Source organism: Citrobacter freundii complex sp. CFNIH4 (genome assembly GCF_002934505.1).
Lineage (GTDB): Bacteria > Pseudomonadota > Gammaproteobacteria > Enterobacterales > Enterobacteriaceae > Citrobacter > Citrobacter freundii.
Map to the genome: position 1 here is coordinate 1,374,794 of NZ_CP026231.1, position 26,889 is coordinate 1,401,682.

Consider the following 26,889-nt stretch of genomic DNA (forward strand, 5'->3'; position numbering starts at 1 on the left):
ATCTGGTTTTGCGAATACTGATATTGATGATACTAACGGCCCACCGGCCTGTTGAGGAACCTGTAAAACGGAAAGGCTCATTGAAGCCGTATATTTTCTGGAGGTTCATCAGGCGCGGAACTCATCGAGGCGCGGGAATAAAATCCCATTCAGACGCCGGATAGATTCAAGCAAGCCAACTTGTCGTCAAAATCGGTGTTGCAAAAACGGGAGTGACCATAGATTCGTTTTTGATTTATAAACCGCACTGCGTTTCTCTGGCGCAGAGCGGTTTTTTTATCCGTGTTAAACCTGGAAATATCCGGAAAAAGATTTCTTAAGAATACCTTAAGAAATCCGCATTGATTGCTAATGTTGGATCATTCACAGGGGTTATGATCGTGAAACAGTCACAATACAGAACCTCGCTTATGAAACTGAATACCCGACTAACATTACCCACTTTCATTCTTGGGCTGATCATCGTAGCGATCCCGTTCACTGCGAACTGGAATCTACCTTTGCTCAACGGTACTGTCGTCAGATGGATTGAGAATGGCCAGGCGTTATGGCTGCTGTTTGGAGCGCTTTTTACTCTCAGCTACATCCGGCCTTTATCACGTCCTGAAGGCGAGAAACAATTTTGGCTTTGGGCGGCTGTGTGGTGGTTGGTGTTGCTGGGTCGCAGTACCAGTTGGGGCCGTGATTATTTCCCCGAGCACCCTAAACTTCTGTTCAGAGTTATCTCAGTGGTATTGATTGCAATGATTATTCTGCCTGTCCTGATATCAAAACGCTTACGCCAGGATATTGCCCGTCGCTTACGCAATGAACCGCTGCCGCTATGGCTGTTAGCGATCACCACCTGTGCATTTTTGATCTCCGATACGGTAGAGCATCATCGTCTGCTGGCCCCTGTCTTTTTGCACAACGCGCAGTACGGCGATCTCATTGAAGAGCTGTATGAACTCCCGTTTATGGTAGGATTGTTCCTGATGAACCTCGGTTTTATGCAGCGGGATAAGCAGGAAGAATCTGCTGCTATTCGCTTTAGTGAACCACAGCTGGCGAAGTAACGAGAAAATACCTGAGTCTGGATGAACAGACTCAGGCGGTTAGCGAGGTGACTTACGCAATGGCCTGGCACAAGCGTGATTTCATGTCGCTATACGTCTGTGCGGCATACTTTTCAGCCCATCCCTGATCGCTAATGTGCTCAATACTTACGGCGCAATATTTGGTTTCCGGCGTTTTCGAAATAGGATCGAGGTTATCCTGGGTTAACTCGTTACACGCACCAATCCACCATTGATAGGTCATATACACCGTTCCGGTATTGATACGCTCGGATACATCCGCGCGGCTGATGACCTTACCACGACGCGAGCTGACCCATACCAGGTCACGATGACGAATACCCAGTTTTTCTGCATCATGAGTATTGATTTGCACATACCCAGGCTCATCTGCCAGGGCTTGCAGCGCTGCGCAGTTGCCGGTCATTGAACGACAGGAGTAGTGCCCAACTTCACGCACTGTACACAGGACCAGCGGATACTTTTCATCAGGAACTTCTGCGGGCGCTCGCCATTGTGCGGCAAACAGTTTGCCTTTGCCATTGGCGGTATCAAACTGGCTGTTCGCGTAAAGGTAAGGTGTGCCGGGGTGATCGAGCTCCGGACATGGCCACTGAATATGCCCCATTTCACCCATTTTCTCATAGGTTACGCCGTAGAACAGCGGGCACAGCTCGCGCATCTCATCCCAGATTTGCTGGTTACTTTGATACCGCATGGGATAGCCCATTTCACTGGCCAACAGGCTGATGATCTCCCAGTCACGCTTGACATCACCTGAGGGTTCAATCGCTTTTTCAAAACGCTGGAATCCACGATCGGCGCAGGTAAAGACGCCACCGTGTTCACCCCAGGAGGTGGCCGGCAGGAGGACGTCGGCCATTTCCGCTGTCTTGGTCATGAAGATATCCTGCACGACAATAAAATCGAGCGCGTTAAACCCTTCGCGGACCAGACCTAAATCGGCCTCGGTTTGCAACGGATCTTCCCCCATGATGTAGTAGGCTTTAATTTTGCCTTCAATAGCCAGATGCGGAACTTCGGTGATGCGCGTCCCAACCTTGTCATCCATCTGATTAACGTCAATGCCCCAGGCGTTGGCGAATTTCTCCCTGACGGTGAAATCGGTCACGTCCTGATACCCAGGGAACTGGTTAGGCAGTACCCCCATATCGCACGCGCCTTGCACGTTATTCTGCCCACGCACCGGCCCAACGCCGACGTTAGGACGTCCCAGATTGCCGGTCAGCAACGCCAGGCTCGACAAACCACGAACCACGTCAACGGCCTGGCCAAACTGGGTGACGCCCATTCCCCACATCACGGTTGCCGATGGCGCTGCGGCAAATGTACGCATCGCCTGACGAACCTGCTGTGCGGGAACACCCGTTAAATGTTCAACGGCTTCAGGCGCATAGTCCTTCACGGTTTCCCAGTATGTTTCCAGTCCTTCCGCATGCTTTTGTACATACTCGCGATCGTAGAGTTGCTCTTCGATGAGGACATGGCCAAAGGCGTTAACCAGTGCCATATTACAACCGTTTTTTAACTGCAAATGTTGGTCAGCGATACGAGCAGTTTCAATACGACGTGGGTCACAGACAATGATTTTTGCGCCATTCTGGCGAGCTTTAATTACCCGGCGAGCCACGATCGGGTGCGAGTCGGCGCAGTTATAGCCAAAGATCAGCAGACATTTTGAGTTTTCAATGTCGCTGATGGAATTGCTCATGGCGCCATTGCCTAATGTTTCCTGTAACCCGGCAACGGAAGGGCCGTGACAGACACGGGCGCAGCAATCGACATTATTGGTATGGAGAACGCCACGTGCGAATTTTTGCATCACGTAGTTGGTTTCATTCCCTGTTCCACGTGAAGACCCAGTGGTCATAATGGCGCGGGGGCCATAGGTATTTTTGATTTCAGATAAGCGTTTTGCGGTGTAACGAATGGCTTCATCCCAGCTAACGGGAGTGAATTTTCCACCTTTTTCATAACGGATCATCGGGCGAGTCAGACGGGGAGTCAGAAGGCGAGTGTCGTTAAGAAAATCCCAACCATAGTAGCCTTTCAGGCATAACTGATTTTGGTTCGTTACACCCTCTGCGGCCTCGGCGCGGATGATTTTGTTATTCTCAACAACAAGCTTGAGCTTGCACCCGGCCCCACAGTATGGGCATACACTGGTGATTTTTTTCATCAATAACAGACCTGTTAAATGCTGAAATAGCGCGAATTGTAAACGGAGCCGCGCGATACGCATCGCGGACTACGATTTGTCATAGTGACCGGTTGTTTAAGCATAAATCGTGCCAGAAGTGAAAACCCAGTAATTGCAGGGACTGAGGGCGAATGAGTAAAGCAGAATGACTGACGATTCGACATTAATGACGAGCTACGTCAGGGAAAATGTCGCATCGAATGGTTTAACCTTATGAAAGATCAGAAAAAGATGAAAATAGCAGGTGATACCGATCACAAATTTTAATTTTTCAGCGCTATGCTATGCTTTTATACAACGAGCGAATCGTTAACTTAAAAACATAAGTGAGGGATATTATGGGCATTATTTCATGGGTGATTTTCGGTCTTATCGCTGGGATTTTGGCAAAATGGATTATGCCGGGTAAAGATGGCGGCGGATTCTTTATGACCATCATCTTAGGGGTTGTCGGTGCGGTAGTGGGTGGCTGGATCAGTACCTTCTTTGGTTTTGGTAAAGTTGATGGTTTCAATTTTGGCAGTTTTGTCGTAGCGGTTATCGGTGCGATTGTGGTGCTGTTTATCTATAGAAAAGTCAAAAGTTAAGTAAACATGCAGACAATAGAGGCCACTGATAAGTGGCCTTTTTCTTTGGTTACCACCACCCCAGTTCCGTGCCCAGAACCACGATGATAGCCACGCCAATCATAATAAGCGTTGTTTTTTTCATCGTTATGCTCCAGGCGCAGCGTAACCGCCAATAAAAAACCAGGATAAGAAAACGACAGCGGAAATGAAAATAATGACAGGGAAAATAATACCGAGTCGCATACGATTATCTACCAGAGTTATTTAAAGACGAGTCAGCATAGCAGGGGTTAATGTACGACAAAAGCGGTTTTATCCTGACGTTTTTTATCCTTGTACATTGCGCTGTCTGCGAGGTGAAGCGCACAGTTTACATCAGTCTCCAGCGGATCAATTTCCACCACGCCCAGACTGGCGCCAGGATAAAACAGATGAATATCGCCCAGGTGGTAGTCGCCGCAAATTTGCTGCTGCAACTGATGTTTCACCTGCTGCAGACGAACGCGTTGCTCCCTGTCATCATCCGGCGACAGGCGAGCGACTAAAAATTCGTCACCGCCCAGTCGACCGAGAATGTCATTATCACTACATTTACGCAGCAGGCGGTGGCCAATCTGGATCAGGAACTGGTCGCCAACCTCGTGGCCAAAGCGGTCATTGATCAATTTGAAATCATCCAAATCGATATAGGCGACAACTATCTTCTGCCTGAGGTGGCGGGCGAGCGAAAAAAGGGTCTCTACATTTTCAAAAATTGCGCGCCGATTCGGTAATCCGGTCAGGGCATCGGTGTAGGAGTGAGCAATCAGCGCAGCGTTCGCTTCACGTAACTGAGCAACCAGCGACTCTTTTTGAATAGACTGGGCGATTAGTCCGGCAAACAGATGCAACACCTGTTCACCACGTTCGCTTAACGCATGCTGGCGGCGACTGGTGGCGCAGAGCGTACCGTAAAACGTTCCGTCCGGAAGATGAACGGGAGTACTCAGAAAAGTGGTGATGTCCAGTGCGCGAGCGGTGGTACATTCCGGCCATCGTACGGGCACGTTGTCGCTGTACAGACAGTTTTCCTCAATAGCGCGTTTGCACAGCGTCTCATCCCACGGTACGGACAGCCCTTCGGGGATCTGCATTTGGCAGCTATTACGCGCATACAGAATATGCTGCAGACGGGCATCCAGATCGACCTTGGTCAAGTATGTAGATTCCATCTCAGTCACTACTTCCAGCATTTCCAGAAGTTGGCGTACCAGACTCTCAACTGACTGCTCCGTGGCTAAGGATTGTGAGACTCTGGCAAGGATCATGTCCGACATGAGGTGTAAATACTCCTGAGAGATGACAAGGCTGGCGTGGGCGCATGATAGAACATCAGGGAGCAAGATGAAACACGTGTTTCTGGCTGAAATGTAATCATAAAATTGAAATTAGAACGTAAAACATGGAGATAGAAGGGAAGTCGGGGTAACCTGCCGGAATAATGCTTTTAAACAGGAGTAGAGATGAAACTAGCGTCTATTATTTTGCCCGGCTTGCTGGTGCTGGCGGGGTGTACAACGCAGCCTGATGCCCCTAAACCACCAAAAATCGGCATGGCGAATCCGGCATCGGTGTATTGCGAACAAAAGGGCGGTACGCTGGTTGCGGTGCAGACTCCGCAAGGCGTAAGGTCAGACTGCAAACTACCCGGAGGGGAAGTGATTGATGAATGGGCGCTCTGGCGTAGAGATCATCCGACAGCGGGCAAGTGATACGCGGTCAGCATTGACGTAGCCACTCAGCGAGCACCAGCGCGTGGTTTTGCTGGGTATTTTTCGCCGCATACAGTAGCGTTAAGGTTTGCTGTCGGGCAATCTCTGCGAGGCGCTTTCCTTCTTGCTGCTGTTGAGCCAGTTCAGCGCGATATTGCTCAGAAAAATGCGAGAAATCAATCAACTCTGCGTGGAATGCCTTACGTAAATCAGATGACGGGGTAAGTGCTTTATTCCATTCGTTGAAAATAAGATCGCTCTTTTTCACCCCGCGAGGCCATAACCGGTCGACCAACACGCGGTAACCATCGCTTTTTTCTGCCGGGTCATACACACGTTTGCACTGAATATTCATCTCTTCATCCGCTCCATTAAGCTATCGCTATTACGGTTAAATAAGATCGTAAAACGTGACCATTATAGCATTCCGCCAGCCCTGACTCCCAATTTAAGGGATTGTGATACCAACAAAAAATCGGTAGGCTGAGGCTCCTTATAGTGTCCCTCATTGTCTGGACATAAGGAACGTTTAATGGAAATTTCCCCGATTAAAGATACGCTTCGCATTGCGCTGGTGGGCGATTACAACCCCGATATTGTGGCGCATCAGGCTATTCCTCTTGCCATTGATGATGCCGCTGCCGTCCTGGAATTAGTGGCTGATTATGACTGGCTAACCACATCTGATATCAGCAGCAGTGAGGACCTGGTAGGTTATGATGCCATTTGGGTCGTTCCAGGCAGTCCTTATCGCCACCTGGAAGGGGCGCTGATCGCGATACGCTATGCGCGTGAAAACAGCATCCCATTCCTGGGTACCTGTGGCGGCCTTCAACATGCCATTCTGGAGTATGCCCGCAACGTGCTGGGCTGGATCGACGCCGCCCACGCGGAGACGGACACCACGGGTCGGATGGTGATAGCACCGTTGACCTGCTCGCTGGTAGAAAAAACGGATGATATTGAGCTTCGGGCCAATACGCTGATTGCCAAAGCCTACGGACGGGATGTTATCTCGGAGGGATATCACTGCAACTACGGCGTATCGGAAGATTTTGCCGCTGAGCTGGAGCGTGGCGATCTCCGTGTGACCGGTTGGGATGAGGCTGGTGATATTCGTGCCATTGAGCTGGTGACACATCCATTTTATGTCGGCACGCTCTTTCAGCATGAACGCGGAGCGCTGGCGGGAAAACCCGTACCTCTGGTTCAGGCGATGCTGCGCGCCGCGCGCGGATAAATATTGGGCAGGTTGTCCGCGAACCTGCCCTCTGCATTATGCGATCGCGATCTCCCGATTGCGCCCCGCGCACAAACCAAACACCGCCATCAGCATCGCTAACACGGCGACACCCGTTAATGGAATCAGCCAACTACCGTTGAGGTCGTGAATTTTCCCCATCAGCGGTGGCCCGCAGGCGGCCAGTAAATATCCGACAGACTGTGCCATGCCGGAGAGCGCTGCAGCCTGATGCGCTGAGCTTGCGCGCAGGCCAATAAAGGTTAAGCCGAGGATCATCGTCGCGCCTGAGCCAAAGCCAAACAGGATGGTCCATAGCAATGCCTGTTCGGGCATTATGGCGAATCCCGCCGCGCCGACAGCGCACATTAACGAAACCAGAGCGGCGATGGCGCGCTGATCCTTAAATCTGTTCAGGACGAGAGGGATCAATATTCCCGGCGCGGCAGTCGCCAGCTGCAGTAAACCATGCAACGAACCGGCCTGAGATTCACTGTAGCCATGGCTAATTAAAATGGCGGGTAGCCAGCCGATGATGACGTAATAGACAAGGGAGTTGATCCCCAGAAACAGCGTCACTTGCCAGGCTAGGCCAGAGCGCCAGATCGCGCGGGAATGCAAGGCGCGCGAGTTACTCAGGCTGGCATGAGCAGTCTGGCGGCATTGGGGCAACCAGATAATCAGCGCCAGCAGCGGGAAGGCCATCAGCACCATCAACGCACCGCGCCAGCCAAATCCATTTAGTGCCAATGGAACCACAATTGCCGAGCCTAGTGCCGCCGCCGCGCCCATGGTCAGCGAGTATGCGCCAGTGAGTTTCGCCACATGCTGGGAAAAATCTCGCTTAATCAATCCGGGTAACAGCACATTTCCCAACGCGATTCCGCAACCAATGATGGCGGTACCGCTAAACAGGAACCCTGACGAAGGCAGCGAACGAATCGCAATACCTACGCAAATCAACAGCATCGCAGCAAACAGGCTACGTTCGATGCCCCAGCGGCGCGCAACGGCGGCAGCCAGGGGGGATACCAGCGCGAAGGCCAGCAGCGGCAGGGTAGTCAGAAGCCCAGTTTGGGCGGTACTCAAACCGTAGTCGGCGCGAATGGCATCCAGCAACGGGGCTGCGCCGGTAAAGGTGACGCGCAGTGTGGTGGCAATCATCAGGATCCCCGCGATCAGCAACGCTGCATTTTTGCCACGGGAGGAAGGTGTAGTAATCATTTTTTTCTCATATCGTCAGGCGAGGCGATACTTTAGCGTTTTTACACTATGGATGAATCAAGCTAAAATGACAGATTATCGCTAAAATAGGACATTCTTATGTTGGGGCTGAGACTGGATGGATATGAGCCCGATTTGCACCACGATGCGGCGGTCGCATTTTGTATTCAGGCTCGGGAAGATGAACTTTTCAGTCCGCTGCATCAGCATCGTAAGGGACAGTTGATCCTGGCGCTGCATGGTGCGATCACCTGTGAAGTTGAAAATGCTATGTGGATGGTGCCTCCGCAATATGCTGTGTGGATCCCCGGCGAAATTCCACACAGCAACCACGTTACCGTGGGCGCGCAATTGTGTTTTCTATTTATTGAGCCGCAGGCTGTCGTGATGCCTGAACGTTGCTGCACGCTGAAAATCGCCCCGTTATGTCGGGAACTCATTCTGGCGCTGGCGTCCAAATCGGATGCTCAGCGACTGGAACCGGCAACTCAGCGGCTGACGCAAGTGTTGTTTGATGAACTCCCGCAGCAACCCCAGGAGCAGATGCAGTTACCGGTTTCCGATCACCCGAAAATTCGCAGAATGGTCGCAGCGATGGCGAAAGAGCCTGCACAATGGCAGACGTTGGGACAATGGGCCAGCGTATTTGCGATGAGTGAACGTAACCTTGCTCGTCTGGTCGTCAAAGAAACGGGGTTGAGTTTTCGCCGCTGGCGTCACCAGCTCCAGCTGATTCTGGCGCTGCAGGCGTTGATCGATGGCCGCAATGTACAACAGGTCGCGCAAATGCTCGGGTACGATTCGACCACGGCATTTATCACTATGTTCAAAAAAGGCCTGGGGCAGACGCCAGGCCGTTATCTGAACGGGCTGGCTACTGCTTCCCAACAATCAACGAGACCAGGCCTGCCGCAATAAGCGGCCCCACCGGCACACCGCGAAACAGCGCCACGCCCAGTACCGTGCCCACCAGTAATCCGGCAACAAGCTGGGGCTGACTGCCCATTAGCGTAACGCCGCGTCCGCCGAGCCATGAGACAAATACCCCGACGGCAATAGCGACCAGTGATTTCCAGTTTACAAAGGAGTGGATGAGCGTGGAGGGCGGTAGCGTTCCGCTGGCGATCGGTGCCATGACGCCAATGGTCAGAATGATAATCCCGACGGTCAGGCCCTGTTTTTCAATCCAGGGGAAGAAAGTATTCAGAGGGGTAACACGGACAATGATCAGCACCAGAATTGAAACAGCGACAGTGGTGTTGTGGCTGACAAAGCCCAGAGCTGCCAGTCCGAGGAGGATCAGCAGAGTGACATCAAACATCGTAGTTTCCTTGCCAAAAGAAAAGATAAGCCTGCTTACTGTACGCGTAAATGCGTGACGGAACAGGCTTTTTTTAATGATTATGATTTTTTTTGGGCTAACGCACGATGCGACGTTTTTTACTGCTAACGCAGACTATTATTGTTCGCGGCGGAAAGGCATTAATTCAGGTTGCGCGATACGCAGGTAATCTGCGGTATCCATGATCACGGATTTTTCCAGCAACCCGGCATTAAACGCAATTTCATGAAAACGCTCAAACAGTAGCGGATCAGCGACCAGCTTGAGATTAGGATGAAAACTGAACGGTGGGATAGCGCCAAATACGCAGCCTGTTAGTTCATCTACCTCCGCCGGGCTGGCAAGAGAGGCTCTCAACCCGCCAATATGGCTGGCTAACCGGCTCAGGTCGGCCTGCTGATCGGCAGAGAGGATCGCCAGAACATGCTGATTGACGCCGTTGCCTTTTACTTTGCAGACCAGCGCTTTTGCTCCCTGGCCCAGTGCGGTACCACGAATTTCAGAAACTGCCTCACATTTGCCGACGGCTTCATGGCTTACCACGCGGTACGTTGCGCCTTGCTCTGACAACAGCGAGATTAAACGCTGATGCGTTGCGTTACCTTTGTTCACTTCCGTCATGACTTACTCCTGGTACAACAATGAAAATCCTGCAGAAAAATAATCACGCACCGGCGTGTTTTTTCTGTTTGTTCAGATAGAGCTGTGCATCAGATGCTTTGTAAGCATCATCAATAGTGTCGTTCGGCTGCATATTATAAACCCCGGCGGAGAAGCTGATGGATATATCATGCGCAATAATTTGTAAGTTATAGCGAATTCTCTCCAGCAGGCGGGGCGTTAAATCACTGGGGTGGTCGATGAGGATAATACAAAACTCATCGCCGCCGAGGCGGATGGCGTAGTCGCTTTTGCGAATAGAGCTTTGAATGGCTTTGGCCAGATGAGTGATAATCCGATCGCCTTCTTTATGCCCTAACGTGTCATTGATGACTTTCAGTTTATCGCAGTCGATGGTGATAAAGGTGACGAGCGTTCCCGTGTTCACCAACTGTTGCAAACGCTGCTCAAGCGCCGGCGTTAAAATTTTACGGTTGTAGAGCCCGGTCATCGCATCACTGACATTTTCCCGCGTGACGTTGTGATACAACCGAAAATGCGTTCTGACCATATTCAACAGTAATATCGTTGCCAGTAAATAGAATGCGAATATCTTCCAGGACGAGACAATAAAATACATAACATCGAGTGAGAGTGTGATGCGTATACCACCGGGTATGTCCTTCTCATAGTCAACATAGCGGAACAGATCGGTTTCACTTTTATGAACGAGAATCTCTTTACCGGAGCTGGTATCCGAGACCGTTACATTAAGATAGCGCCAGACGAGAGGGCGGTCGCTGGTATAGAAAATATTCTGTAAATTCTCTTTATTAATATCTACCATCACCACACCTTTTAACTTACCGGTGTAGTAGACCGGTGTTAAAAAGCTCATCACTTTTTTCTCGGTCAGGTTATCTTCATAAATACTGGAAATCACCGTGCGGCCGGTGAAAATACCATCAATATCATTCTGGTCGATTCCCAGCGTACCTTTTTGCAAAAACGACCAGTTGTGTATCGCAAATTTCCGCGAGTCGATCAAATCATAGAGATAGACGTAGTTATTTTTGAGATCGACGTAATATCGAAATTTATACTCTAACGTCCCTAATCCCTGACCGTAATCTTTCTGCTGACGATTAACATTGACCGCCCGGTCAAAAGAAGGCAGCAGAAAAATGTCATCAAGCTGTTCACTACATTTTGTTGAGGTGGTCTGCAACGTACCGTGCAATGGCAGATAGTTGTGCTTAGTAAGGTTGAGCCCATGAGCGCCGTTAACGCTGTCGAAAGCGGTGCAAAGTGCTTTTTGCTGTTCGAGAGAGGCTGGCTCCTGGGGGGACGAAAATGTGCGCATCAGATGGGCTGCGATGCTTTGATTTGTGTACTTATCATAGAGAAACGATGAGTCGGCTTTCTCATTGATATAGCGCATGTACGCATTCATTGCTTTATCGCTGGCAATGAGCTCATAAACCAAAAAAGAAGACGTCAAAACAATTACGCTGACGGAGATAAAGAGCCTGAGCGCTTTATGATGCAATTTCATAATGATTTACAGCCCTGTAAGTCTGATAATTCAGTCTATCACACGGCATACATCCGCTCTAACGCTACGGGCAAGGACATTTTGTAATAAAAATCATTCGCGCGCTTCACCTTTAACTCTTAATGTTGTATTTATAATGCAACTTATAAAAGGAGACAGGCCAATGAGCGCGACTGAAAAAGCGGGTCATACATTTTTAGCCAGCCTGGGCAAAACACGTCTGCGTCCGGGCGGCGTTGAAGCAACAGAATGGTTGTTTAGCCAGTCACAGCTGACGCCCGGCAGCCAGGTGCTTGAAGTGGCCTGTAATATGGCCACCACGGCAATAGAGATAGTTCAACGCTTTGGTTGTACGGTCTACGCTATCGATATGGATAAAACCGCGCTGTCTAATGCCAGAAATAATGTGGCAGCAAATGGTCTGGAAAATCACATCCATGTGATGGCTGCGAATGCCAGTACCCTGCCTTTTGCGGATAACAGTTTTGATGTTGTGATTAACGAAGCCATGCTGACAATGTATGCCGATAAAGCGAAGGCGAAGTTAATTGCCGAATATTATCGCGTGTTGAAGCCCGGTGGGCGCCTGCTCACCCACGATATTATGTTCACCGCCCAAAAACTGGGCGCGGGCGATCAGGGCCTGCTTGTCGATGTGGTGAAATCAAACGTTAGCCCAATGACCAGACAAGGCTGGCGTGATTTGTTTCTTAACTGCGGGTTCGAACAGGTTTTGCAGCAGAATGGCAACATGTCGCTGATGTCACCGCGCGGATTAATTCGTGATGAAGGGCTTACAGGGGCAGTTAAAATTGTGTTTAACGGCTTACGCACGAGCGAAAATCGTCGTCGGTTCCTGAAAATGTTTCGCTTCTTCCGTTCGCAACGTCATCAGCTAAACTACATTGCCTGCTGCTCTGTTAAGGGAAAATAAAAACAGGATGGGGCACTATTTATAAAATCAGTCAGCACATCTACGCGCTGACTGATTTGTTTAGGTTAATTGTTACTGGTCGTACTTTGCTTATGAAACAGTTCGCGAAATACCGGGTAAATATCATCCTGGTCGCGGATATGCTGCATCGCAAAGTTATCAAAGGTTGATTGCAGATGTTCGTATTCACGCCATAAGGTTTGGTGGGCGCGGCGAGTGATTTCGATATAGCTGTAATAGCGTACCACTGGCAGCAGCTTTTTCGCCAAAATCTCATGACACAGCGGTGAATCATCTGCCCAGTTATCACCGTCCGATGCCTGTGCAGCATAGATGTTCCACTGGGCAGGGTTGTAGCGATCTTTCACCACTTCATCCATTAACTTCAGTGCACTGGAGACAATGGTCCCCCCGGTTTCCTGAGAGTAGAAGAACTCATGTTCATCCACTTCTTTCGCCTGGGTATGGTGGCGAATATAAACCACCTCCACGTTCTTATAGGTCCGGCTTAAGAACAGATACAGCAGGATATAAAAACGTTTAGCCATATCTTTGGTCGACTGATCCATCGAACCAGAGACGTCCATCAGGCAGAACATCACCGCCTGGCTGGAAGGGTCGGGGCGTTTTTCATAATTTTTGTAGCGTAAATCAAAGGTGTCGATAAATGGCACGCGTTCGATTTTTGCCCGCAGTTCGGCAATCTCTTTGCGTAACCGTTCCTCTTCCAGCAACTGCGCTGGTTCGCTTTTCGCGATGGTTTCCAGATCCGCTTCGAGAGCATGCAGTTCGCGACGCTTACCCGCTGTCATCGCCGTACGGCGCGCCAGTGAGTTTTGCAGGGATCGCACCACGCTAATGTTGGCAGGCACACCGTTAGAGGTAAAACCTGCCCGGTGTGTTTTATACTCCGTTAACTGACGCTGCTGATTCTGCTTCAGGTTAGGAAGTGCTAAATCTTCGAACAACAGATCAAGATATTCATCTTTAGAGATCTGAAAGACGAACTCATCCTGACCCTCACCATCCTGGCTGGCCTGGCCTTGTCCACTTCCTGAGCCGCCACCGCCGCCTTGTGGGCGTTCAATGCGGTCATTCTGCACAAAATGGTCGTTACCCGGATGTACGCGATGGCGCAGGCCACCACGTCCCTGATGAAACATTGGTTCGCTAATATCATCAGTCGGAATAGAAACAGATTCGCCGCTATCCACATCAGTCACCGAACGCTTGTTAATGGCCTCGGAGATCGACTGTTTAATTTGCGATTTATAACGGCGTAAGAAGCGCTGGCGGTTTACCGTGCTCTTGTTTTTGCCGTTAAGACGCCGGTCAATAAACCAGGTCATAAGCCCCCCGTACTGCCAACTGTTCGCCATGTCTGTAAGTGCCGGATGGCGCTGTCGCTATCCGGCCTACGGAACATTGTTTTGCAAGCCCGGTAAGCGCATGCGCCACCGGGCACTTATGTTAAGACGATTTACGTACGCGCAAATACCATTCGCACAGTAAACGCACCTGTTTACGCGTGTAGCCTTTTTCCATCATACGGTCGACAAAATCGTCGTGTTTTTTCTGCTCGTCAGTCGAGGTTTTAGCATTGAACGAAATGACCGGCAGCAGCTCCTCGGTATTGGAGAACATTTTCTTCTCAATAACCGTGCGTAGTTTTTCGTAACTGGTCCAGTTTGGATTGCGACCGCTGTTATTCGCTCTGGCACGCAGAACAAAGTTGACGATCTCGTTACGGAAATCTTTCGGGTTACTGATACCCGCCGGCTTCTCAATTTTCTCCAGTTCTGAGTTCAGTGACTCGCGATCAAACAGCTGACCGGTATCTGGATCGCGATACTCCTGATCCTGAATCCAGAAATCCGCATAAGTGACATAACGGTCGAAAATGTTCTGTCCGTATTCGGAATAGGATTCGAGATAAGCTGTCTGGATCTCCTTGCCGATGAATTCAGCATATTTCGGGATCAGATAGCCTTTCAGGAACTCAAGATAACGCTCAGCTTGCTCCTGCGGGAACTGTTCACGCTCGATTTGCTGCTCCAGTACGTAGAACAGATGAACCGGGTTAGCTGCCACTTCGGCATGGTCAAAGTTAAAGACGCGAGAGAGGATCTTAAACGCGAAACGCGTGGACAGACCGTTCATTCCCTCATCAACCCCGGCGTAATCCCGATACTCCTGATAGGATTTCGCTTTTGGATCGGTATCTTTCAGGCTTTCGCCATCGTAAACGCGCATCTTCGAGTAAATGCTCGAGTTCTCAGGTTCTTTCAGGCGAGAAAGAATGGTAAAGCGAGAGAGCGTTTCCAACGTGCCCGGTGCGCAAGGCGCATGGGTCAGCTCACTGTGGTTAAGCAGTTTTTCGTAAATTTTGATCTCTTCAGAGATCCGCAGGCAATAAGGCACTTTGACGATGTAAACACGGTCAAGGAACGCCTCATTGTTTTTGTTATTACGGAACGTTACCCATTCAGACTCGTTCGAGTGGGCAAGAATAATCCCGTTAAACGGCAGGGCGGAGATACCTTCTGTCCCGTTGTAGTTTCCTTCCTGGGTGGCGGTCAGCAGAGGATGCAGCACTTTAATCGGTGCTTTAAACATCTCAACGAACTCCATAATCCCCTGGTTTGAGCGGCATAGTGCGCCCGAATAACCGTAGGCATCAGGATCGTTCTGGGCGTGGTGTTCGAGTTTACGAATATCCACTTTCCCGACCAGCGCAGAAATATCCTGGTTGTTTTCATCACCAGGCTCCGTTTTAGCGATAGCGATCTGCTCCAGAATAGACGGCCAGACTTTGACGACGCGGAATTTTGTAATGTCCCCGCCAAAATCATGCAGACGTTTAGCAGCCCACGGCGACATGATCGTACCGAGATAACGACGCGGGATCCCATACTCTTTTTCCAGGATCTGCGCGTCTTCCTGCGGATTAAACAGGCATAACGGATGATCGTTGACCGGGCTACGTTCGCCATTGGCGCTCAGGACATAAATCGGTACTCGTTGCATCAGCGACTTCAGCCGCTCAGCAAGAGATGATTTCCCCCCTCCCACAGGCCCCAGCAGATACAGAATCTGCTTCTTCTCTTCCAGACCTTGAGCCGCATGCTTCAAATAAGAAACAATCTGCTCAATGGCGTCTTCCATGCCGTAAAACTCTTCAAAAGCGGGATAGCGTGCAATTACCCGATTCGAAAAGAGTCGAGAAAGTCGAGGTTCATGGGCAGTGTCAACCATGACAGGCTCACCAATAGCCATTAATAGCCGCTCTGCCGCGTTGGCATAAGCACTGCGATCTTGCCGACAAGTGGTAAGAAACTCCTGCAGCGTGAACTCTTCGTCCTTGGCAGCTTCATAACGCTGGCGATAGTGATCGAATATATTCATGGTATGCCGTCCTTTCGTTTTTTAGCACATGTTAAGAGCCGTTCATATGAATAGTAGAGGCCCCTGAAGAGGTAAACTGAACGACGTCGCTGCTGAAGAAATAAGCAACTCTCATGCCATTTTAGTGGTCAGGAGATCAACGTATTCGGTGATACACCTTCTAAAATTAAGCGTAGATGGCATTTGCAAAACTTGCCTGTGTGCGCAAATGAATTTCAATGGCATATCAATAACTCATCAGCAAAAAAAGCACATCTTATGTAAAGAATTGGAGCGGGATTCATGCGGTGTTCACCGTGCTGCAAGCAAAATGTCATCACTCGCTGAGAAATTAGGGGGTTACATTCTGGGGTGAATACGTAAAATAGTTGGGCTGAAGCGTATTGGCGGTTACACTTTGACCGCTACACATTTGAATAAGGAATTATGGATTGTGACCAAACTCAAACTTCTGGCACTTGGCGTCCTTGCCGCAACCGCAGTTAGCACCGCACAGGCGGAAAGTCAGTGGACTGTTGGCGCGGGTGTTGGTGTGATTAACAGCCCGTACAAACAGTATGACCGCGATGTTTACCCTGTTCCGGTTGTCACCTATGAAGGCGATAATGTGTGGTTCCGCGGCTTGGGTGGCGGTTACTATTTGTGGAATGATACGGCAGATAAGCTTTCCATCATGGCGTACTATGATCCGACGCATTTCAAGCCGGGTGATAGCGATAGCCATGCTTTACGCCAACTCGACAAGCGTAAAAGCAGCTTGATGGCTGGTCTATCATATGTACATAACACCCAGTATGGTTTCCTGCGTACCGCACTGGCGGGTGATACCCTGGATAACAGCAACGGCTTTATCTGGGATCTGGCCTGGCTCTACCGTTACACCAATGGTGGTCTGACCCTGACGCCGGGTATCGGTGTGCAGTACAGCAGCGAAAACTACAACGACTACTATTATGGTGTGTCCAATCACGAGTCTCGCCGCAGTGGTCTGAATAGCTACAACGCTGACGATGGATGGGATCCGTACCTGGAGTTGACCGCGAGCTATAACTTCCTTGGCAACTGGAACGTGTACGGCACTGGCCGTTATGTGCGTTTGAGTGATGAAGTGAAAGACAGCCCGATGGTCGATAAGTCCTGGTCTGGCATCTTCTCGGTAGGTGTGACCTACAAGTTCTGATACTACTCGGTGTCAAACTCAAGCCCGCGCGATATGCGGGCTTTTTTACGTCATTAAAATTAAGACAACCCCCAGATCATGATGGTGCAATTTGTGCACCCTAACAGGACACATGCACGTTGTTTTGCTTTACTGTGGTGCATTAACACAGGAGGGTGCGATGACAGCGAAACAGGTGACGTTTACAGACCAGGTATCGCTTCCTGCTATTGGGCAGGGAACATGGTACATGGGCGAGGATCCAAGCCGACGCCGGGATGAAGTGTCTGCGCTGCAGGCCGGACTGGATCTCGGTCTGCGATTGATTGATACCGCAGAAATGTACGCTGATGGTGCAGCGGAAGAGGTGGTGGGTGAAGCATTAATGGGACGGCGTGGTAGCGCTTTTTTAGTCTCGAAAGTTTACCCATGGAATGCCGGTGGACAGAAAGCCATTGCCGCCTGCGAAGCCAGCCTGCGTCGACTGAAAACTGATTATCTGGATCTCTATTTGCTGCACTGGATGGGCGATTTTTCATTTGCAGAGACCGTCGATGCCATGGAAACACTGATTGCGCAGGGGAAAATCCGCCGTTGGGGCGTCTCAAATCTCGATTATGATGATATGCAGGCGTTATGGCAGGTACCCGGTGGACGGGAGTGTGCAACTAACCAGGTGCTTTATCATTTAGCCTCGCGCGGTATTGAATATGATTTACTGCCGTGGTGCCAGCAGCAGCAGATGCCGGTCATGGCATACAGTCCGCTGGCCCAGGCGGGACGGCTGCGTGGCGATTTGCTTTCTAATTCCGTGGTGAATGACATTGCGCGCGTGCACAATGTTAGTGCTGCACAGATTTTGCTGGCGTGGGTGATTCGTCAGTCGGGTGTAATAGCAATTCCGAAAGCCGCAAGCGTAGCGCATGTCGAACAAAATGCCGCCGCGCTGGAGATAACGCTCTCTGTGGATGAGCTGAAGCAGTTAGATAAGGTGTATCCGGCGCCAAAAGGTAAAACAGCGCTGGATATGGCCTGATTTGCCAAATGACGATGCTCACGCAGCTTATCAGGCCAACGGCTGCGTGTGGTTTGCATGCCGCATCCGGCATGTTGCACTGATTTGCCTGATGGCGCTGCGCTTATCAGGCCTACGACTGCGTGTGTTTGTAGGCCGGATAAGGCGTTAGCCGCATCCGGCATGATGAGCAGAGTTATCTTAGCGTTTAGCAACACGAATAGTCTGCGCGAGGCGAGATGGTTTTTCTTCGGTGGTTTTCTGCGGAGCGGTCGCGTAAGCCGTTTCTACACAAACAAACGTTTTGTAGCCATCATCCGGCATGTCGCCCATACTGACGGACAGCGCCGGGCCAGGGTTCCAGCCCACGACATTCAGGTGGTGGTGGTGGACAACGTCGATATTGCGATTCAACGCATCATCATGAATCACGCTGCACGCTTCCGGATTCAGATAGACACGATCGGTGCGGTCCGGGAAGGTCTGGATACCATCAGCCAGCACATCTTCTTTAGCATCATTCACTTTATCGATCAGGCGATCGCCGAGACCACTAACTTTCACTGCCGCAATGTCACCAACGTTGAAATAGGTATGCAGTGCCGAGGTGGTTTCAAACTCACCGTGAGCTTCCAGCTCCATCTCACAGGTGGCTCCCACTTTGAAACGGGCCAGCAGGCAAAACTCGTGCGGCCAAAGCTGACGCGTTTCGGCATTACTCTGCAGTTCAAACGTCAACACCACGCCATTGTCGTCTTCGTTGTGCGCTTTCAGCGTCCATGGCAAGTTACGGGCAAAACCATGCGAAGGCAGGCCCTGCTGAGCAGCCGGACCAAACCACGGCCAGCAAATTGGTACGCCGCCACGCAGCGCTACGCCGGTTTTAAACGGGGTATTGTTGCTTAACCACAGGACTTCCTCTTCGCCGTTTGGTTTCCAGGAAAGAAGATGTGCGCCCTGTAGCGCGAAAGACGCTTTAACCTGGGGGTGATCGACAACAAGAACCTCAAGCTCATCAAGCTGACGGCGGGAGAGGACAGGGGTAAGCTGTTCAATGACCGGGAGAGCGAAAATTTTGTTAATCATGATGCAATCCTTGGTATGTGAATATTTTGGTCATAAAAAAAGGCGACCGAAGTCGCCTTTTTGGATCAGATACTCATCTCAACTTATTTGGAGATGTGAGCAATCAGGTCCAGAACTTTGTTGGAGTAACCGGTTTCGTTGTCGTACCAGGATACCAGTTTCACGAAGTTGTCGTTCAGTGCGATACCAGCTTTAGCATCGAACACGGAAGTGCAAACTTCACCGTTGAAATCGGTAGATACTACGTCGTCTTCGGTGTAACCCAGAACGCCTTTCATCGGGCCTTCGGAAGCAGCTTTGATTGCTTTCTTAATTTCTTCGTAAGAAGCAGCTTTTTCCAGACGAACGGTCAGGTCAACAACGGATACGTTCGGGGTAGGAACGCGGAACGCCATACCAGTCAGTTTGCCGTTCAGTTCTGGCAGTACTTTACCTACAGCTTTAGCTGCACCGGTAGAGGACGGGATGATGTTCTGGGATGCGCCGCGGCCGCCGCGCCAGTCTTTGTGAGACGGGCCATCAACGGTTTTCTGAGTAGCGGTGGTCGCGTGAACAGTAGTCATCAGACCTTCGATGATGCCGAAGTTGTCGTTGATAACTTTAGCCAGCGGAGCCAGGCAGTTAGTGGTGCAGGAAGCGTTAGAAACGATGTCCTGACCTTCGTATTTGTCAAAGTTAGCGCCTTTAACAAACATCGGAGTGTTATCTTTGGACGGACCAGTCAGAACCACTTTTTTCGCGCCAGCAGTGATGTGCTTACGAGCGGTTTCATCTGTCAGGAACAGGCCAGTAGCTTCAGCTACTACGTCAACACCAACTTCGTCCCATTTCAGGTTAGCCGGATCACGTTCAGCGGTAACACGGATTTTTTTACCGTTTACGATCAGATGACCGTCTTTCACTTCAACGGTACCGTTGAAACGGCCGTGAGTGGAGTCATATTTCAGCATGTAAGCCATGTAGTCAGCGTCTAACAGGTCGTTGATTGCAACGATCTCGATGTCAGAACGTTCTTGAGCAGCACGGAAAACAATGCGACCGATACGGCCAAAACCGTTGATACCTACTTTGATAGTCATATATTCCACCAGCTATTTGTTAGTGAATAAAAGGTTGCCTGTAAAATTACAAAAACCTTACGCAGCGTCAAGCGGAATCGTGTCAATCATTGCGACAAATCAATCTGCTGCCTAAGCTTTGCGCAACTGACTCGCCTCACTCTTCCTTTGGGCTTGAAACCACATGGGGTCGGCGGCCCGAATTTTAAAGGGCAATCAAGATAAAAACGTGATTCTGATCACGAATTGCAGGCTGCCATTTCGCAAGGATCAAGTTTAGAACAAAAGTTCGCACTCCGGTGTTAATGTTTTGTTAGAATCTGTCTCGCGATGTGAGTTTAGATAAAGCGAGATGTGAGCAAATGGCTAATCAACCTTCTCCAGAAGAACTGAAAAAAAATTTAACCGAAATGCAGTTCTACGTGACGCAGAATCACGGGACAGAACCGCCATTTACCGGGCGTTTGCTGCATAACAAGCGAGACGGCATCTACCACTGTCTGATCTGCGATAAACCGCTATTTCGTTCCGAGACAAAATATGACTCTGGCTGCGGCTGGCCCAGCTTTTACGAGCCTGTCAGCGATGAGGCTATCCATTACATAAAAGATACGTCACACGGCATGCAGCGCATAGAAATCCGCTGCGGAAACTGTGATGCGCACCTGGGACACGTCTTCCCGGATGGGCCGAAACCTACCGGTGAACGGTACTGCGTTAACTCAGCGTCTTTGAACTTCACTGATAGTGAAAACGGTGAGCAAACCAAGGGTTGAAGAAACGATTCAGCAAATTATTCTACGGAGAGTGGATTTAACATGAATCTTGATGAGATGATCAACAGTATGACGCCGGAAGTTTATCAGCGCTTATCGACTGCCGTTGAGCTCGGAAAATGGCCGGATGGGGTAGCGCTAACAGCAGAACAAAAAGAGAATAGCTTACAGTTGGTGATGTTATGGCAGGCGCGTAACAATATTGACGCGCAGCATATGACGATTGATACCAACGGTGAGATGGTGATGAAGAGCAAGCAGCAGTTGAAGGTTGAGTTTGGTATTACGCCCGAACCGATTGCGACGTTTAAATCCTGATTACCCAGGCCCGGCAGACATCGATGTCGGGCCTGCAGTTGATGTTATTTCTTATTCATCATCGCTTTCAGATCGGCGAACGGGTTGTATTTCGCTTCGCCTACGGCCTTTTGCGCATCTTCTCCTGCAACCACCGTTGAACCATACTGGTCCGCTTCCGTATATTTGGAATGCTCGTGATCGTGGCAGTACAGGCACAACATTTCCCAGTTGCTACCATCTTCTGGGTTATTCGAGTGATCGTGATCGATATGGTGTACCGTCAACTCGCGCAAATTTGAATACACGAACTCACGGGAACAGCGTCCACAGACCCAGGGAAAGAGTTTAAGCGCCTTTTCCCGGTAACCGACTTCCAGACGGGCGTAATTTTTAGGGATAAAAGCCATAAAGCTCATGCCTCCAGTAGAAAATGAAGAGCTGCGCCAAAAGCTGGCGCAGCAGAATGTGCTAATCATAACCTATTGTGTCAGGCGTTGGGATCAGTGTTTGATGCCTAACGAATCGGCTAACTGCTTCGCCAACTGATTATTGTCATCTGCGCCGTACTCCCAGAACATGGCGCCTCCCAACCCTTTGCTTTTGATGTAGTCGGCTTTGATCGCCACCGAACGCGGATTTTCATAGGAGAGGGCAAAGAGTGTTTTTCCATCCGCAGACTGCACCGACAGCCACGGCACTTTCGCTTCATCATCCCAATGTTGGCTAAAGCGTTTTTGCGGATCGTTGATCAACTTCGCCACGATATCGTTGTACTTCACGTAGGTATCTTTGCTCAGGTCGACGCCCAGTGATTTGAACAACTCAATTTGAGCTGACTCGAAATAGGGCTGGGTAGCCGGGTTTTTCTGCGCGTCAGGTTTGCTCCAGTCAATACCTGGCTCAACGGCGCGTTTTGGTACGCGTCCATAAAAGCCAATGCCCAGATTCATTTGGCTCGGTTTCAGACCGGCTGCGAGATAGTTACTGACCACAAAATCGGCGCTGTATTTATCCGCCGCGGCGACCGTCGGCCATTGCGTCGAATCATACAGGTTCGAGTTAAAATACTGGGTGCCGTAAGCCATGTCATAGGTCATCAGGTTGATGTAGTCGAGCGATGGTGCAATGGCTTTTACATCCACCCAGCTTTTCGGACTTTCTGCATTTGCGCCCACGGCGATGGTCAGCAGTTTTTTATGCCCCAATGCGGTCCGCAGTTCTGTTAGCAGCGCGGTAAAGTTAGCGCGGTCAGCCGGTTGGCTTTCGACCAGTCCCCAGGCTCCGTTAACCGGATATTCCCAGTCGAGGTCGATGCCATCCAGACCATATTTCGCAATTATCTCTTGCGCAGACTGAATAAACACTGCGCGCGTATCCTTCGTTGCCGCCGCACCAGAGAATCCACGCGCTCCCCAACCGCCGACGGAAAGTAACACTTTCAGGTTTGGATTTTGTTTACGCAGCTGTGGAATTTTCAGCAAATCATCCTGCACTTTCTGTGAAAGCCAAATTTGATGCAGTTTGCTGGCGTCTTTTAAGGCGTCATTGGTCTCGTCTTTTTCGTTGTTGTAGACAAGGCCAAACGAATAGTTGAGATGAGTTATCTGGCGAACATCCAGTTTATTGATGTCGCCGCCAGGACCGGCAGTGACGTCGCCACCGCCATTAAAGTAGCCAACTGACATCAGTGAATTGGCGGAAACAACGCTGGCGCAGAGCAAGGGTAATGCTGCCAACAAAGGCAATAGTTTCATCGGTGTTCCTCTTTGACATTTAAACAAGTAAACACGCCACGGAAATGGCGTGGCGAAAAAAACAGCACCCGCAGGTTAACAGTTTCATAACAGGAAAAATGCGAAGGGGTTCACGCCATTTTAGCGAAGCGGCTGCCAGGTTCACTTGGTTTTCAATTCATCTTTGCACTTATTTGTGATCTTGGTTGTGAAATGCAGATAATAATCTGTGTTTTAAAGATTTGATGTTGACCTCAAAAATTATATGGATAAGTATGATTGTCACTGATGCAAAACTGAACACAAAGGAAAATTCAATGAAAGCACTGGCAAGATTTGGCAAGGCCTTTGGCGGCTATAAGATGATTGATGTACCGGAACCAGTTTGTGGCCCGGATGACGTCGTGATTGAAATCAAAGCGGCGGCTATCTGCGGCGCGGACATGAAACACTACAATGTTGATAGCGGATCTGATCAATTTAATTCCATCCGCGGCCATGAGTTCGCCGGTAAAATTGTCCGCGTTGGCGACAAAGTTAAGGACTGGAAAGTCGGTCAGCGGGTGGTTTCTGACAATAGTGGACATGTCTGCGGTGTTTGCCCGGCCTGCGAACAAGGCGATTTTCTGTGTTGTACAGAAAAAGTGAACTTAGGTCTCGACAACAACACATGGGGCGGAGGGTTCTCTAAATATTGCCTGGTGCCGGGAGAAATCCTCAAAATTCACCGCCATGCGCTGTGGGAAATCCCACAAGGCGTTGATTATGAAGAAGCGGCGGTGCTGGATCCTATCTGTAACGCCTACAAATCTATTGCTCAGCAATCCAAATTCCTTCCCGGCCAGGATGTCGTGGTTTTCGGCACTGGCCCATTAGGGCTCTTTTCCGTGCAAATGGCGCGCATTATGGGGGCCGTTAATATTGTGATGGTCGGGCTGGAAGAGGATGTTGCCGTACGCTTCCCCATCGTCAAAGACCTGGGCGCGACAGCTGTTGTTAACGGTTCGACCGAAGATGTGGTTGCACGTTGCCAGGAAATCTGCGGTAAAGACAATCTGGGGCTAGTCATTGAATGCTCTGGTGCCAATATAGCTCTGAAACAATCGATCGAAATGCTGCGCCCGAATGGTGAAGTCGTTCGCGTCGGCATGGGCTTTAAACCTCTCGATTTCTCCATCAACGAAATCACCGCGTGGAACAAAAGCATCATTGGCCATATGGCCTACGATTCTACATCCTGGCGCAACGCCATACGCTTGCTGGCCAGCGGAGCGATCAAGGTCAAACCGATGATCACTCACCGTATCGGCCTGTCGCAATGGCGCGAAGGATTTGACGCCATGGTCAATAAAACCGCGATTAAAGTCATCATGACTTACGACTTTGATGAATAACATGTTTATTAAAAGGACGTTATCGCATGGAACAAATAGCAAAACCGCACTGCGGCGCCAGACTGGACAGGCTACCTGACTGTCGCTGGCATACGTCAATGTTTGCGATGGTTGCCTTCGGATTACTGGTTTGCTGGAGTAATGCCGTCGGCGGATTAATTCTCGCGCAGTTAAAAGAACTTGGCTGGACTGATAATTCCACCACCGCCACGTTCTCTGCCATTACGACGGCAGGAATGTTTCTCGGCGCGCTCGGTGGGGGAATTATTGGCGATAAAATCGGGCGTAAAAACGCATTTATTCTATATGAAGCGATTCATATTATTTCTATGATCGTGGGTGCGTTTTCACCCAATATGACCTTTCTGATCGCCTGCCGTTTTGTAATGGGAGTTGGATTAGGCGCGCTGCTAGTGACCTTATTTGCCGGGTTTACCGAATATATGCCTGGTAGAAATCGTGGTACATGGTCGAGTCGGGTCTCGTTTATCGGCAACTGGTCTTATCCACTCTGTTCGCTGATTGCGATGGGGCTGACGCCACTTATCAGCGCGGAATGGAACTGGCGCGTACAGTTGTTGATTCCTGCGGTGCTGTCGCTCATAGCAACGGTTATTGCCTGGCGCAGTTTCCCTGAGTCGCCTCGCTGGCTGGAGTCTCGCGGGCGCTACCAGGAAGCCGAAAAGGTGATGCGGGCAATTGAGGAAGGTGTCATTCGACAGACCGGTAAGCCGCTGCCACCAGTCGTAATAGATGATGATGGCAAACAACCGTGTTCTGTTCCGTACTCCGCATTATTAACAGGGGTGTTACTGAAGCGGGTTATTTTGGGTTCCTTTGTTCTGATTGCCATGAACGTCGTCCAGTACACCTTAATTAATTGGCTACCGACAATATTTATGACACAGGGCATTAATCTGAAAGACTCCATTGTCTTAAATACCATGAGTATGTTCGGCGCGCCGTTTGGGATTTTTATCGCCATGCTGGTAATGGATAAAATTCCGAGAAAGACCATGGGTGTGGGGTTATTAGTGTTAATTGCCGTGCTGGGATATATCTATTCACTGCAAACCAGCATGCTGCTGATTACGCTAATTGGTTTCTTCCTGATTACTTTTGTCTATATGTACGTTTGCTACGCCTCGGCAGTCTATGTTCCGGAAATATGGCCAACCGAAGCGAAACTCCGCGGTTCTGGTCTGGCGAATGCGGTAGGACGTATCAGTGGTATCGCTGCGCCTTATGCGGTCGCGGTATTGCTTAACGGTTATGGAGTGACGGGTGTATTTGTACTGCTGGGTGCGGTCTCCATTATTGTCGCTGTCGCCATTGCTACCATCGGAATTGAAACCAAAGGCGTCTCTGTCGAAAGTCTCGGTATTGATGCAGTTACCAGCAAATAATATTGATGGGAAATAAAATGAAAAATTCAAAAGCGATATTAAAAACGCCGGGCACGATGAAAATTATTGCCGCCGATATCCCGGTGCCAAAAGAGCACGAAGTGCTGATTAAAGTGGAATACGTTGGAATTTGTGGATCAGATGTTCATGGTTTTGAATCAGGTCCTTTTATTCCGCCGAAAGATCCCAATCAGGAAATTGGTCTGGGGCATGAATGCGCCGGTACGGTGGTGGCAGTAGGGAACCGTGTGACTAAATTTAAACCCGGCGACCAGGTGAATATCGAACCGGGCGTGCCGTGCGGTCACTGCCGCTACTGTCTGGAAGGGAAATACAACATCTGCCCTGATGTTGACTTTATGGCCACGCAACCTAATTATCGCGGCGCGCTAACCCACTATCTGTGCCATCCGGAGAGCTTCACTTACAAGTTGCCCGATAATATGGACACCATGGAAGGCGCGCTGGTAGAGCCCGCGGCGGTAGGGATGCATGCCGCAATGCTGGCGGACGTTAAACCGGGCAAGAAAATCGTCATTCTGGGGGCGGGCTGTATTGGTTTAATGACCCTGCAAGCCTGTAAATGTTTGGGTGCTACCGACATTGCGGTGGTTGATGTCCTGGAAAAGCGTCTGACCATGGCCGAGCAACTTGGTGCGACGACCGTGATCAACGGGGCGAAAGAGGACACCGTTGTCCGCTGCCAGCAGTTCTCCGGAGATATGGGGGCCGATATTGTTTTTGAAACCGCAGGTTCAGCGATCACTGTTAAGCAGGCTCCATATCTGGTAATGCGCGGCGGGAAAATCATGATCGTGGGTACTGTACCTGGTGATTCAGCGATTAATTTCCTCAAAATTAACCGTGAAGTGTCTATTCAGACCGTTTTCCGTTATGCCAACCGCTACCCGGTCACGATTGAAGCCATCTCCTCAGGGCGTTTTGATGTGAAGTCGATGGTGACGCATATTTACGATTATGAAGATGTTCAGCGCGCGTTTGATGAATCCGTTAATAACAAATGTGAAATTATCAAAGGCGTTATTAAATTAAATTATTAATCTAT

The 26,889-nt window shown here is 49.9% G+C and carries 27 protein-coding genes and 1 pseudogene; 13 read left to right on the forward strand and 15 right to left on the reverse strand.

The window, feature by feature from the left end; genetic code table 11:
- The first annotated feature begins 410 nt into the window (after positions 1–410).
- Entirely contained in the window at positions 411–1,055 is a 645-nt protein-coding gene (locus tag C2U41_RS07055; RefSeq protein ID WP_003840864.1) for a hypothetical protein, read from the forward strand.
- 52 nt (positions 1,056–1,107) lie between these two features.
- On the opposite strand, the gene fdhF is transcribed toward C2U41_RS07055, so the two are convergent.
- Positions 1,108–3,255: a formate dehydrogenase subunit alpha gene (fdhF, locus tag C2U41_RS07060; protein ID WP_103849177.1), complete on the reverse strand. Its 2,148-nt coding sequence runs from the start codon at positions 3,253–3,255 to the stop codon at positions 1,108–1,110.
- Positions 3,256–3,614: 359 nt separating this feature from the next.
- On the opposite strand from fdhF, the gene C2U41_RS07065 reads away from it, so the two are divergent.
- Positions 3,615–3,863, forward strand: coding sequence for a GlsB/YeaQ/YmgE family stress response membrane protein (locus tag C2U41_RS07065; protein ID WP_003030729.1), 249 nt, complete (start codon positions 3,615–3,617; stop codon positions 3,861–3,863).
- A gap of 49 nt (positions 3,864–3,912) precedes the next feature.
- Here the strand turns inward: C2U41_RS07065 and yoaJ are convergent, their stop codons facing one another.
- Genes yoaJ through C2U41_RS07080 form a run of 3 tightly spaced genes read right to left on the reverse strand, consistent with a single transcriptional unit; the run spans position 3,913 to position 5,161 of the window.
- Positions 3,913–3,987: a protein YoaJ gene (gene yoaJ, locus C2U41_RS07070; protein WP_099530266.1), complete on the reverse strand. Its 75-nt coding sequence runs from the start codon at positions 3,985–3,987 to the stop codon at positions 3,913–3,915.
- Positions 3,988–3,989: 2 nt separating this feature from the next.
- The gene (locus C2U41_RS07075) at positions 3,990–4,088 is read right to left on the reverse strand and encodes a YoaK family small membrane protein (RefSeq protein ID WP_032941789.1); all 99 of its coding nucleotides are present in this window, start codon (positions 4,086–4,088) and stop codon (positions 3,990–3,992) included.
- A gap of 47 nt (positions 4,089–4,135) precedes the next feature.
- Positions 4,136–5,161 (reverse strand): sensor domain-containing diguanylate cyclase, encoded by a 1,026-nt coding sequence (locus C2U41_RS07080; protein WP_003840865.1) that lies wholly within the window; start codon positions 5,159–5,161, stop codon positions 4,136–4,138.
- 186 nt (positions 5,162–5,347) lie between these two features.
- Between C2U41_RS07080 and C2U41_RS07085 the strand changes: the two genes are divergently transcribed.
- On the forward strand, positions 5,348–5,596 hold the full coding sequence (locus C2U41_RS07085; RefSeq protein ID WP_003840866.1) for a putative hemolysin: 249 nt from the start codon (positions 5,348–5,350) through the stop codon (positions 5,594–5,596).
- A 7-nt stretch (positions 5,597–5,603) separates the two neighbouring features.
- Here C2U41_RS07085 and C2U41_RS07090 read toward each other — a convergent pair whose 3' ends face one another.
- A complete protein-coding gene (locus tag C2U41_RS07090; RefSeq protein WP_003030722.1) occupies positions 5,604–5,951 on the reverse strand; it encodes a DUF488 domain-containing protein in 348 nt (115 codons plus the stop codon).
- 177 nt (positions 5,952–6,128) lie between these two features.
- On the opposite strand from C2U41_RS07090, the gene C2U41_RS07095 reads away from it, so the two are divergent.
- Positions 6,129–6,836 (forward strand): CTP synthase C-terminal region-related (seleno)protein, encoded by a 708-nt coding sequence (locus C2U41_RS07095; protein WP_103849178.1) that lies wholly within the window; start codon positions 6,129–6,131, stop codon positions 6,834–6,836.
- A gap of 36 nt (positions 6,837–6,872) precedes the next feature.
- Here the strand turns inward: C2U41_RS07095 and C2U41_RS07100 are convergent, their stop codons facing one another.
- Positions 6,873–8,060 carry a CynX/NimT family MFS transporter gene (locus C2U41_RS07100; RefSeq protein WP_046670553.1) on the reverse strand — a complete coding sequence of 396 codons (1,188 nt, stop codon included), beginning with the start codon at positions 8,058–8,060 and terminating at the stop codon, positions 6,873–6,875.
- 99 nt (positions 8,061–8,159) lie between these two features.
- Here C2U41_RS07100 and C2U41_RS07105 point away from each other — a divergent pair.
- Positions 8,160–8,952, forward strand: a pseudogene (locus C2U41_RS07105) (AraC family transcriptional regulator); the annotation flags it as partial.
- Here the strand turns inward: C2U41_RS07105 and C2U41_RS07110 are convergent.
- The 3 genes from C2U41_RS07110 to dgcJ all read right to left on the reverse strand — a co-directional run bounded on the left by C2U41_RS07110 (position 8,935) and on the right by dgcJ (position 11,557).
- Entirely contained in the window at positions 8,935–9,381 is a 447-nt protein-coding gene (locus C2U41_RS07110; protein WP_003832453.1) for a DUF441 domain-containing protein, read from the reverse strand. The pseudogene C2U41_RS07105 and the gene C2U41_RS07110 overlap by 18 nt on opposite strands.
- Before the next feature lie 138 nt (positions 9,382–9,519).
- On the reverse strand, positions 9,520–10,023 hold the full coding sequence (locus C2U41_RS07115; protein WP_016150101.1) for a YbaK/prolyl-tRNA synthetase associated domain-containing protein: 504 nt from the start codon (positions 10,021–10,023) through the stop codon (positions 9,520–9,522).
- Between the two features lie 43 nt (positions 10,024–10,066).
- Positions 10,067–11,557: a diguanylate cyclase DgcJ gene (gene dgcJ, locus C2U41_RS07120; protein WP_103849180.1), complete on the reverse strand. Its 1,491-nt coding sequence runs from the start codon at positions 11,555–11,557 to the stop codon at positions 10,067–10,069.
- 163 nt (positions 11,558–11,720) lie between these two features.
- On the opposite strand from dgcJ, the gene C2U41_RS07125 reads away from it, so the two are divergent.
- A complete protein-coding gene (locus C2U41_RS07125; protein ID WP_103849181.1) occupies positions 11,721–12,491 on the forward strand; it encodes a class I SAM-dependent methyltransferase in 771 nt (256 codons plus the stop codon).
- 65 nt (positions 12,492–12,556) lie between these two features.
- Here the strand turns inward: C2U41_RS07125 and C2U41_RS07130 are convergent, their stop codons facing one another.
- Together C2U41_RS07130 and yeaG are read right to left on the reverse strand one after the other, a co-directional pair.
- Positions 12,557–13,840: a YeaH/YhbH family protein gene (locus tag C2U41_RS07130; protein WP_003030708.1), complete on the reverse strand. Its 1,284-nt coding sequence runs from the start codon at positions 13,838–13,840 to the stop codon at positions 12,557–12,559.
- A 121-nt stretch (positions 13,841–13,961) separates the two neighbouring features.
- A complete protein-coding gene (yeaG, locus tag C2U41_RS07135) occupies positions 13,962–15,896 on the reverse strand; it encodes a protein kinase YeaG (RefSeq protein ID WP_003030707.1) in 1,935 nt (644 codons plus the stop codon).
- Positions 15,897–16,329: 433 nt separating this feature from the next.
- On the opposite strand from yeaG, the gene C2U41_RS07140 reads away from it, so the two are divergent.
- Positions 16,330–17,076, forward strand: coding sequence for a MipA/OmpV family protein (locus tag C2U41_RS07140; RefSeq protein ID WP_003030706.1), 747 nt, complete (start codon positions 16,330–16,332; stop codon positions 17,074–17,076).
- Positions 17,077–17,236: 160 nt separating this feature from the next.
- On the forward strand, positions 17,237–18,091 hold the full coding sequence (locus C2U41_RS07145) for an aldo/keto reductase (RefSeq protein WP_103849182.1): 855 nt from the start codon (positions 17,237–17,239) through the stop codon (positions 18,089–18,091).
- A gap of 180 nt (positions 18,092–18,271) precedes the next feature.
- On the opposite strand, the gene C2U41_RS07150 is transcribed toward C2U41_RS07145, so the two are convergent.
- Positions 18,272–19,156, reverse strand: coding sequence for a D-hexose-6-phosphate mutarotase (locus C2U41_RS07150; protein WP_003846660.1), 885 nt, complete (start codon positions 19,154–19,156; stop codon positions 18,272–18,274).
- Positions 19,157–19,239: 83 nt separating this feature from the next.
- Complete coding sequence (gene gapA, locus C2U41_RS07155; RefSeq protein ID WP_003030697.1) at positions 19,240–20,235, reverse strand: glyceraldehyde-3-phosphate dehydrogenase; 996 nt, start codon at positions 20,233–20,235, stop codon at positions 19,240–19,242.
- A 341-nt stretch (positions 20,236–20,576) separates the two neighbouring features.
- On the opposite strand from gapA, the gene msrB reads away from it, so the two are divergent.
- Positions 20,577–20,990: a peptide-methionine (R)-S-oxide reductase MsrB gene (gene msrB / locus C2U41_RS07160; RefSeq protein ID WP_003030695.1), complete on the forward strand. Its 414-nt coding sequence runs from the start codon at positions 20,577–20,579 to the stop codon at positions 20,988–20,990.
- Between the two features lie 42 nt (positions 20,991–21,032).
- The gene (locus C2U41_RS07165) at positions 21,033–21,308 is read left to right on the forward strand and encodes a YeaC family protein (protein WP_003030693.1); all 276 of its coding nucleotides are present in this window, start codon (positions 21,033–21,035) and stop codon (positions 21,306–21,308) included.
- A gap of 44 nt (positions 21,309–21,352) precedes the next feature.
- Here the strand turns inward: C2U41_RS07165 and yajD are convergent, their stop codons facing one another.
- Both yajD and C2U41_RS07175 read right to left on the reverse strand, forming a co-directional pair.
- Positions 21,353–21,697, reverse strand: coding sequence for an HNH nuclease YajD (gene yajD / locus C2U41_RS07170; RefSeq protein ID WP_003832478.1), 345 nt, complete (start codon positions 21,695–21,697; stop codon positions 21,353–21,355).
- Between the two features lie 93 nt (positions 21,698–21,790).
- On the reverse strand, positions 21,791–23,044 hold the full coding sequence (locus C2U41_RS07175) for a glycoside hydrolase family 18 protein (RefSeq protein WP_044700031.1): 1,254 nt from the start codon (positions 23,042–23,044) through the stop codon (positions 21,791–21,793).
- A gap of 296 nt (positions 23,045–23,340) precedes the next feature.
- Here C2U41_RS07175 and C2U41_RS07180 point away from each other — a divergent pair, with 296 nt between their 5' ends.
- The 3 genes from C2U41_RS07180 to C2U41_RS07190 are packed head-to-tail and all read left to right on the forward strand — an operon-like array spanning position 23,341 to position 26,884.
- Positions 23,341–24,417 carry a zinc-binding dehydrogenase gene (locus tag C2U41_RS07180; protein ID WP_103849185.1) on the forward strand — a complete coding sequence of 359 codons (1,077 nt, stop codon included), beginning with the start codon at positions 23,341–23,343 and terminating at the stop codon, positions 24,415–24,417.
- A 26-nt stretch (positions 24,418–24,443) separates the two neighbouring features.
- Positions 24,444–25,823 (forward strand): MFS transporter, encoded by a 1,380-nt coding sequence (locus tag C2U41_RS07185; RefSeq protein WP_003840874.1) that lies wholly within the window; start codon positions 24,444–24,446, stop codon positions 25,821–25,823.
- Between the two features lie 17 nt (positions 25,824–25,840).
- Complete coding sequence (locus C2U41_RS07190) at positions 25,841–26,884, forward strand: NAD(P)-dependent alcohol dehydrogenase (protein ID WP_103849183.1); 1,044 nt, start codon at positions 25,841–25,843, stop codon at positions 26,882–26,884.
- Positions 26,885–26,889: the final 5 nt, after the last annotated feature.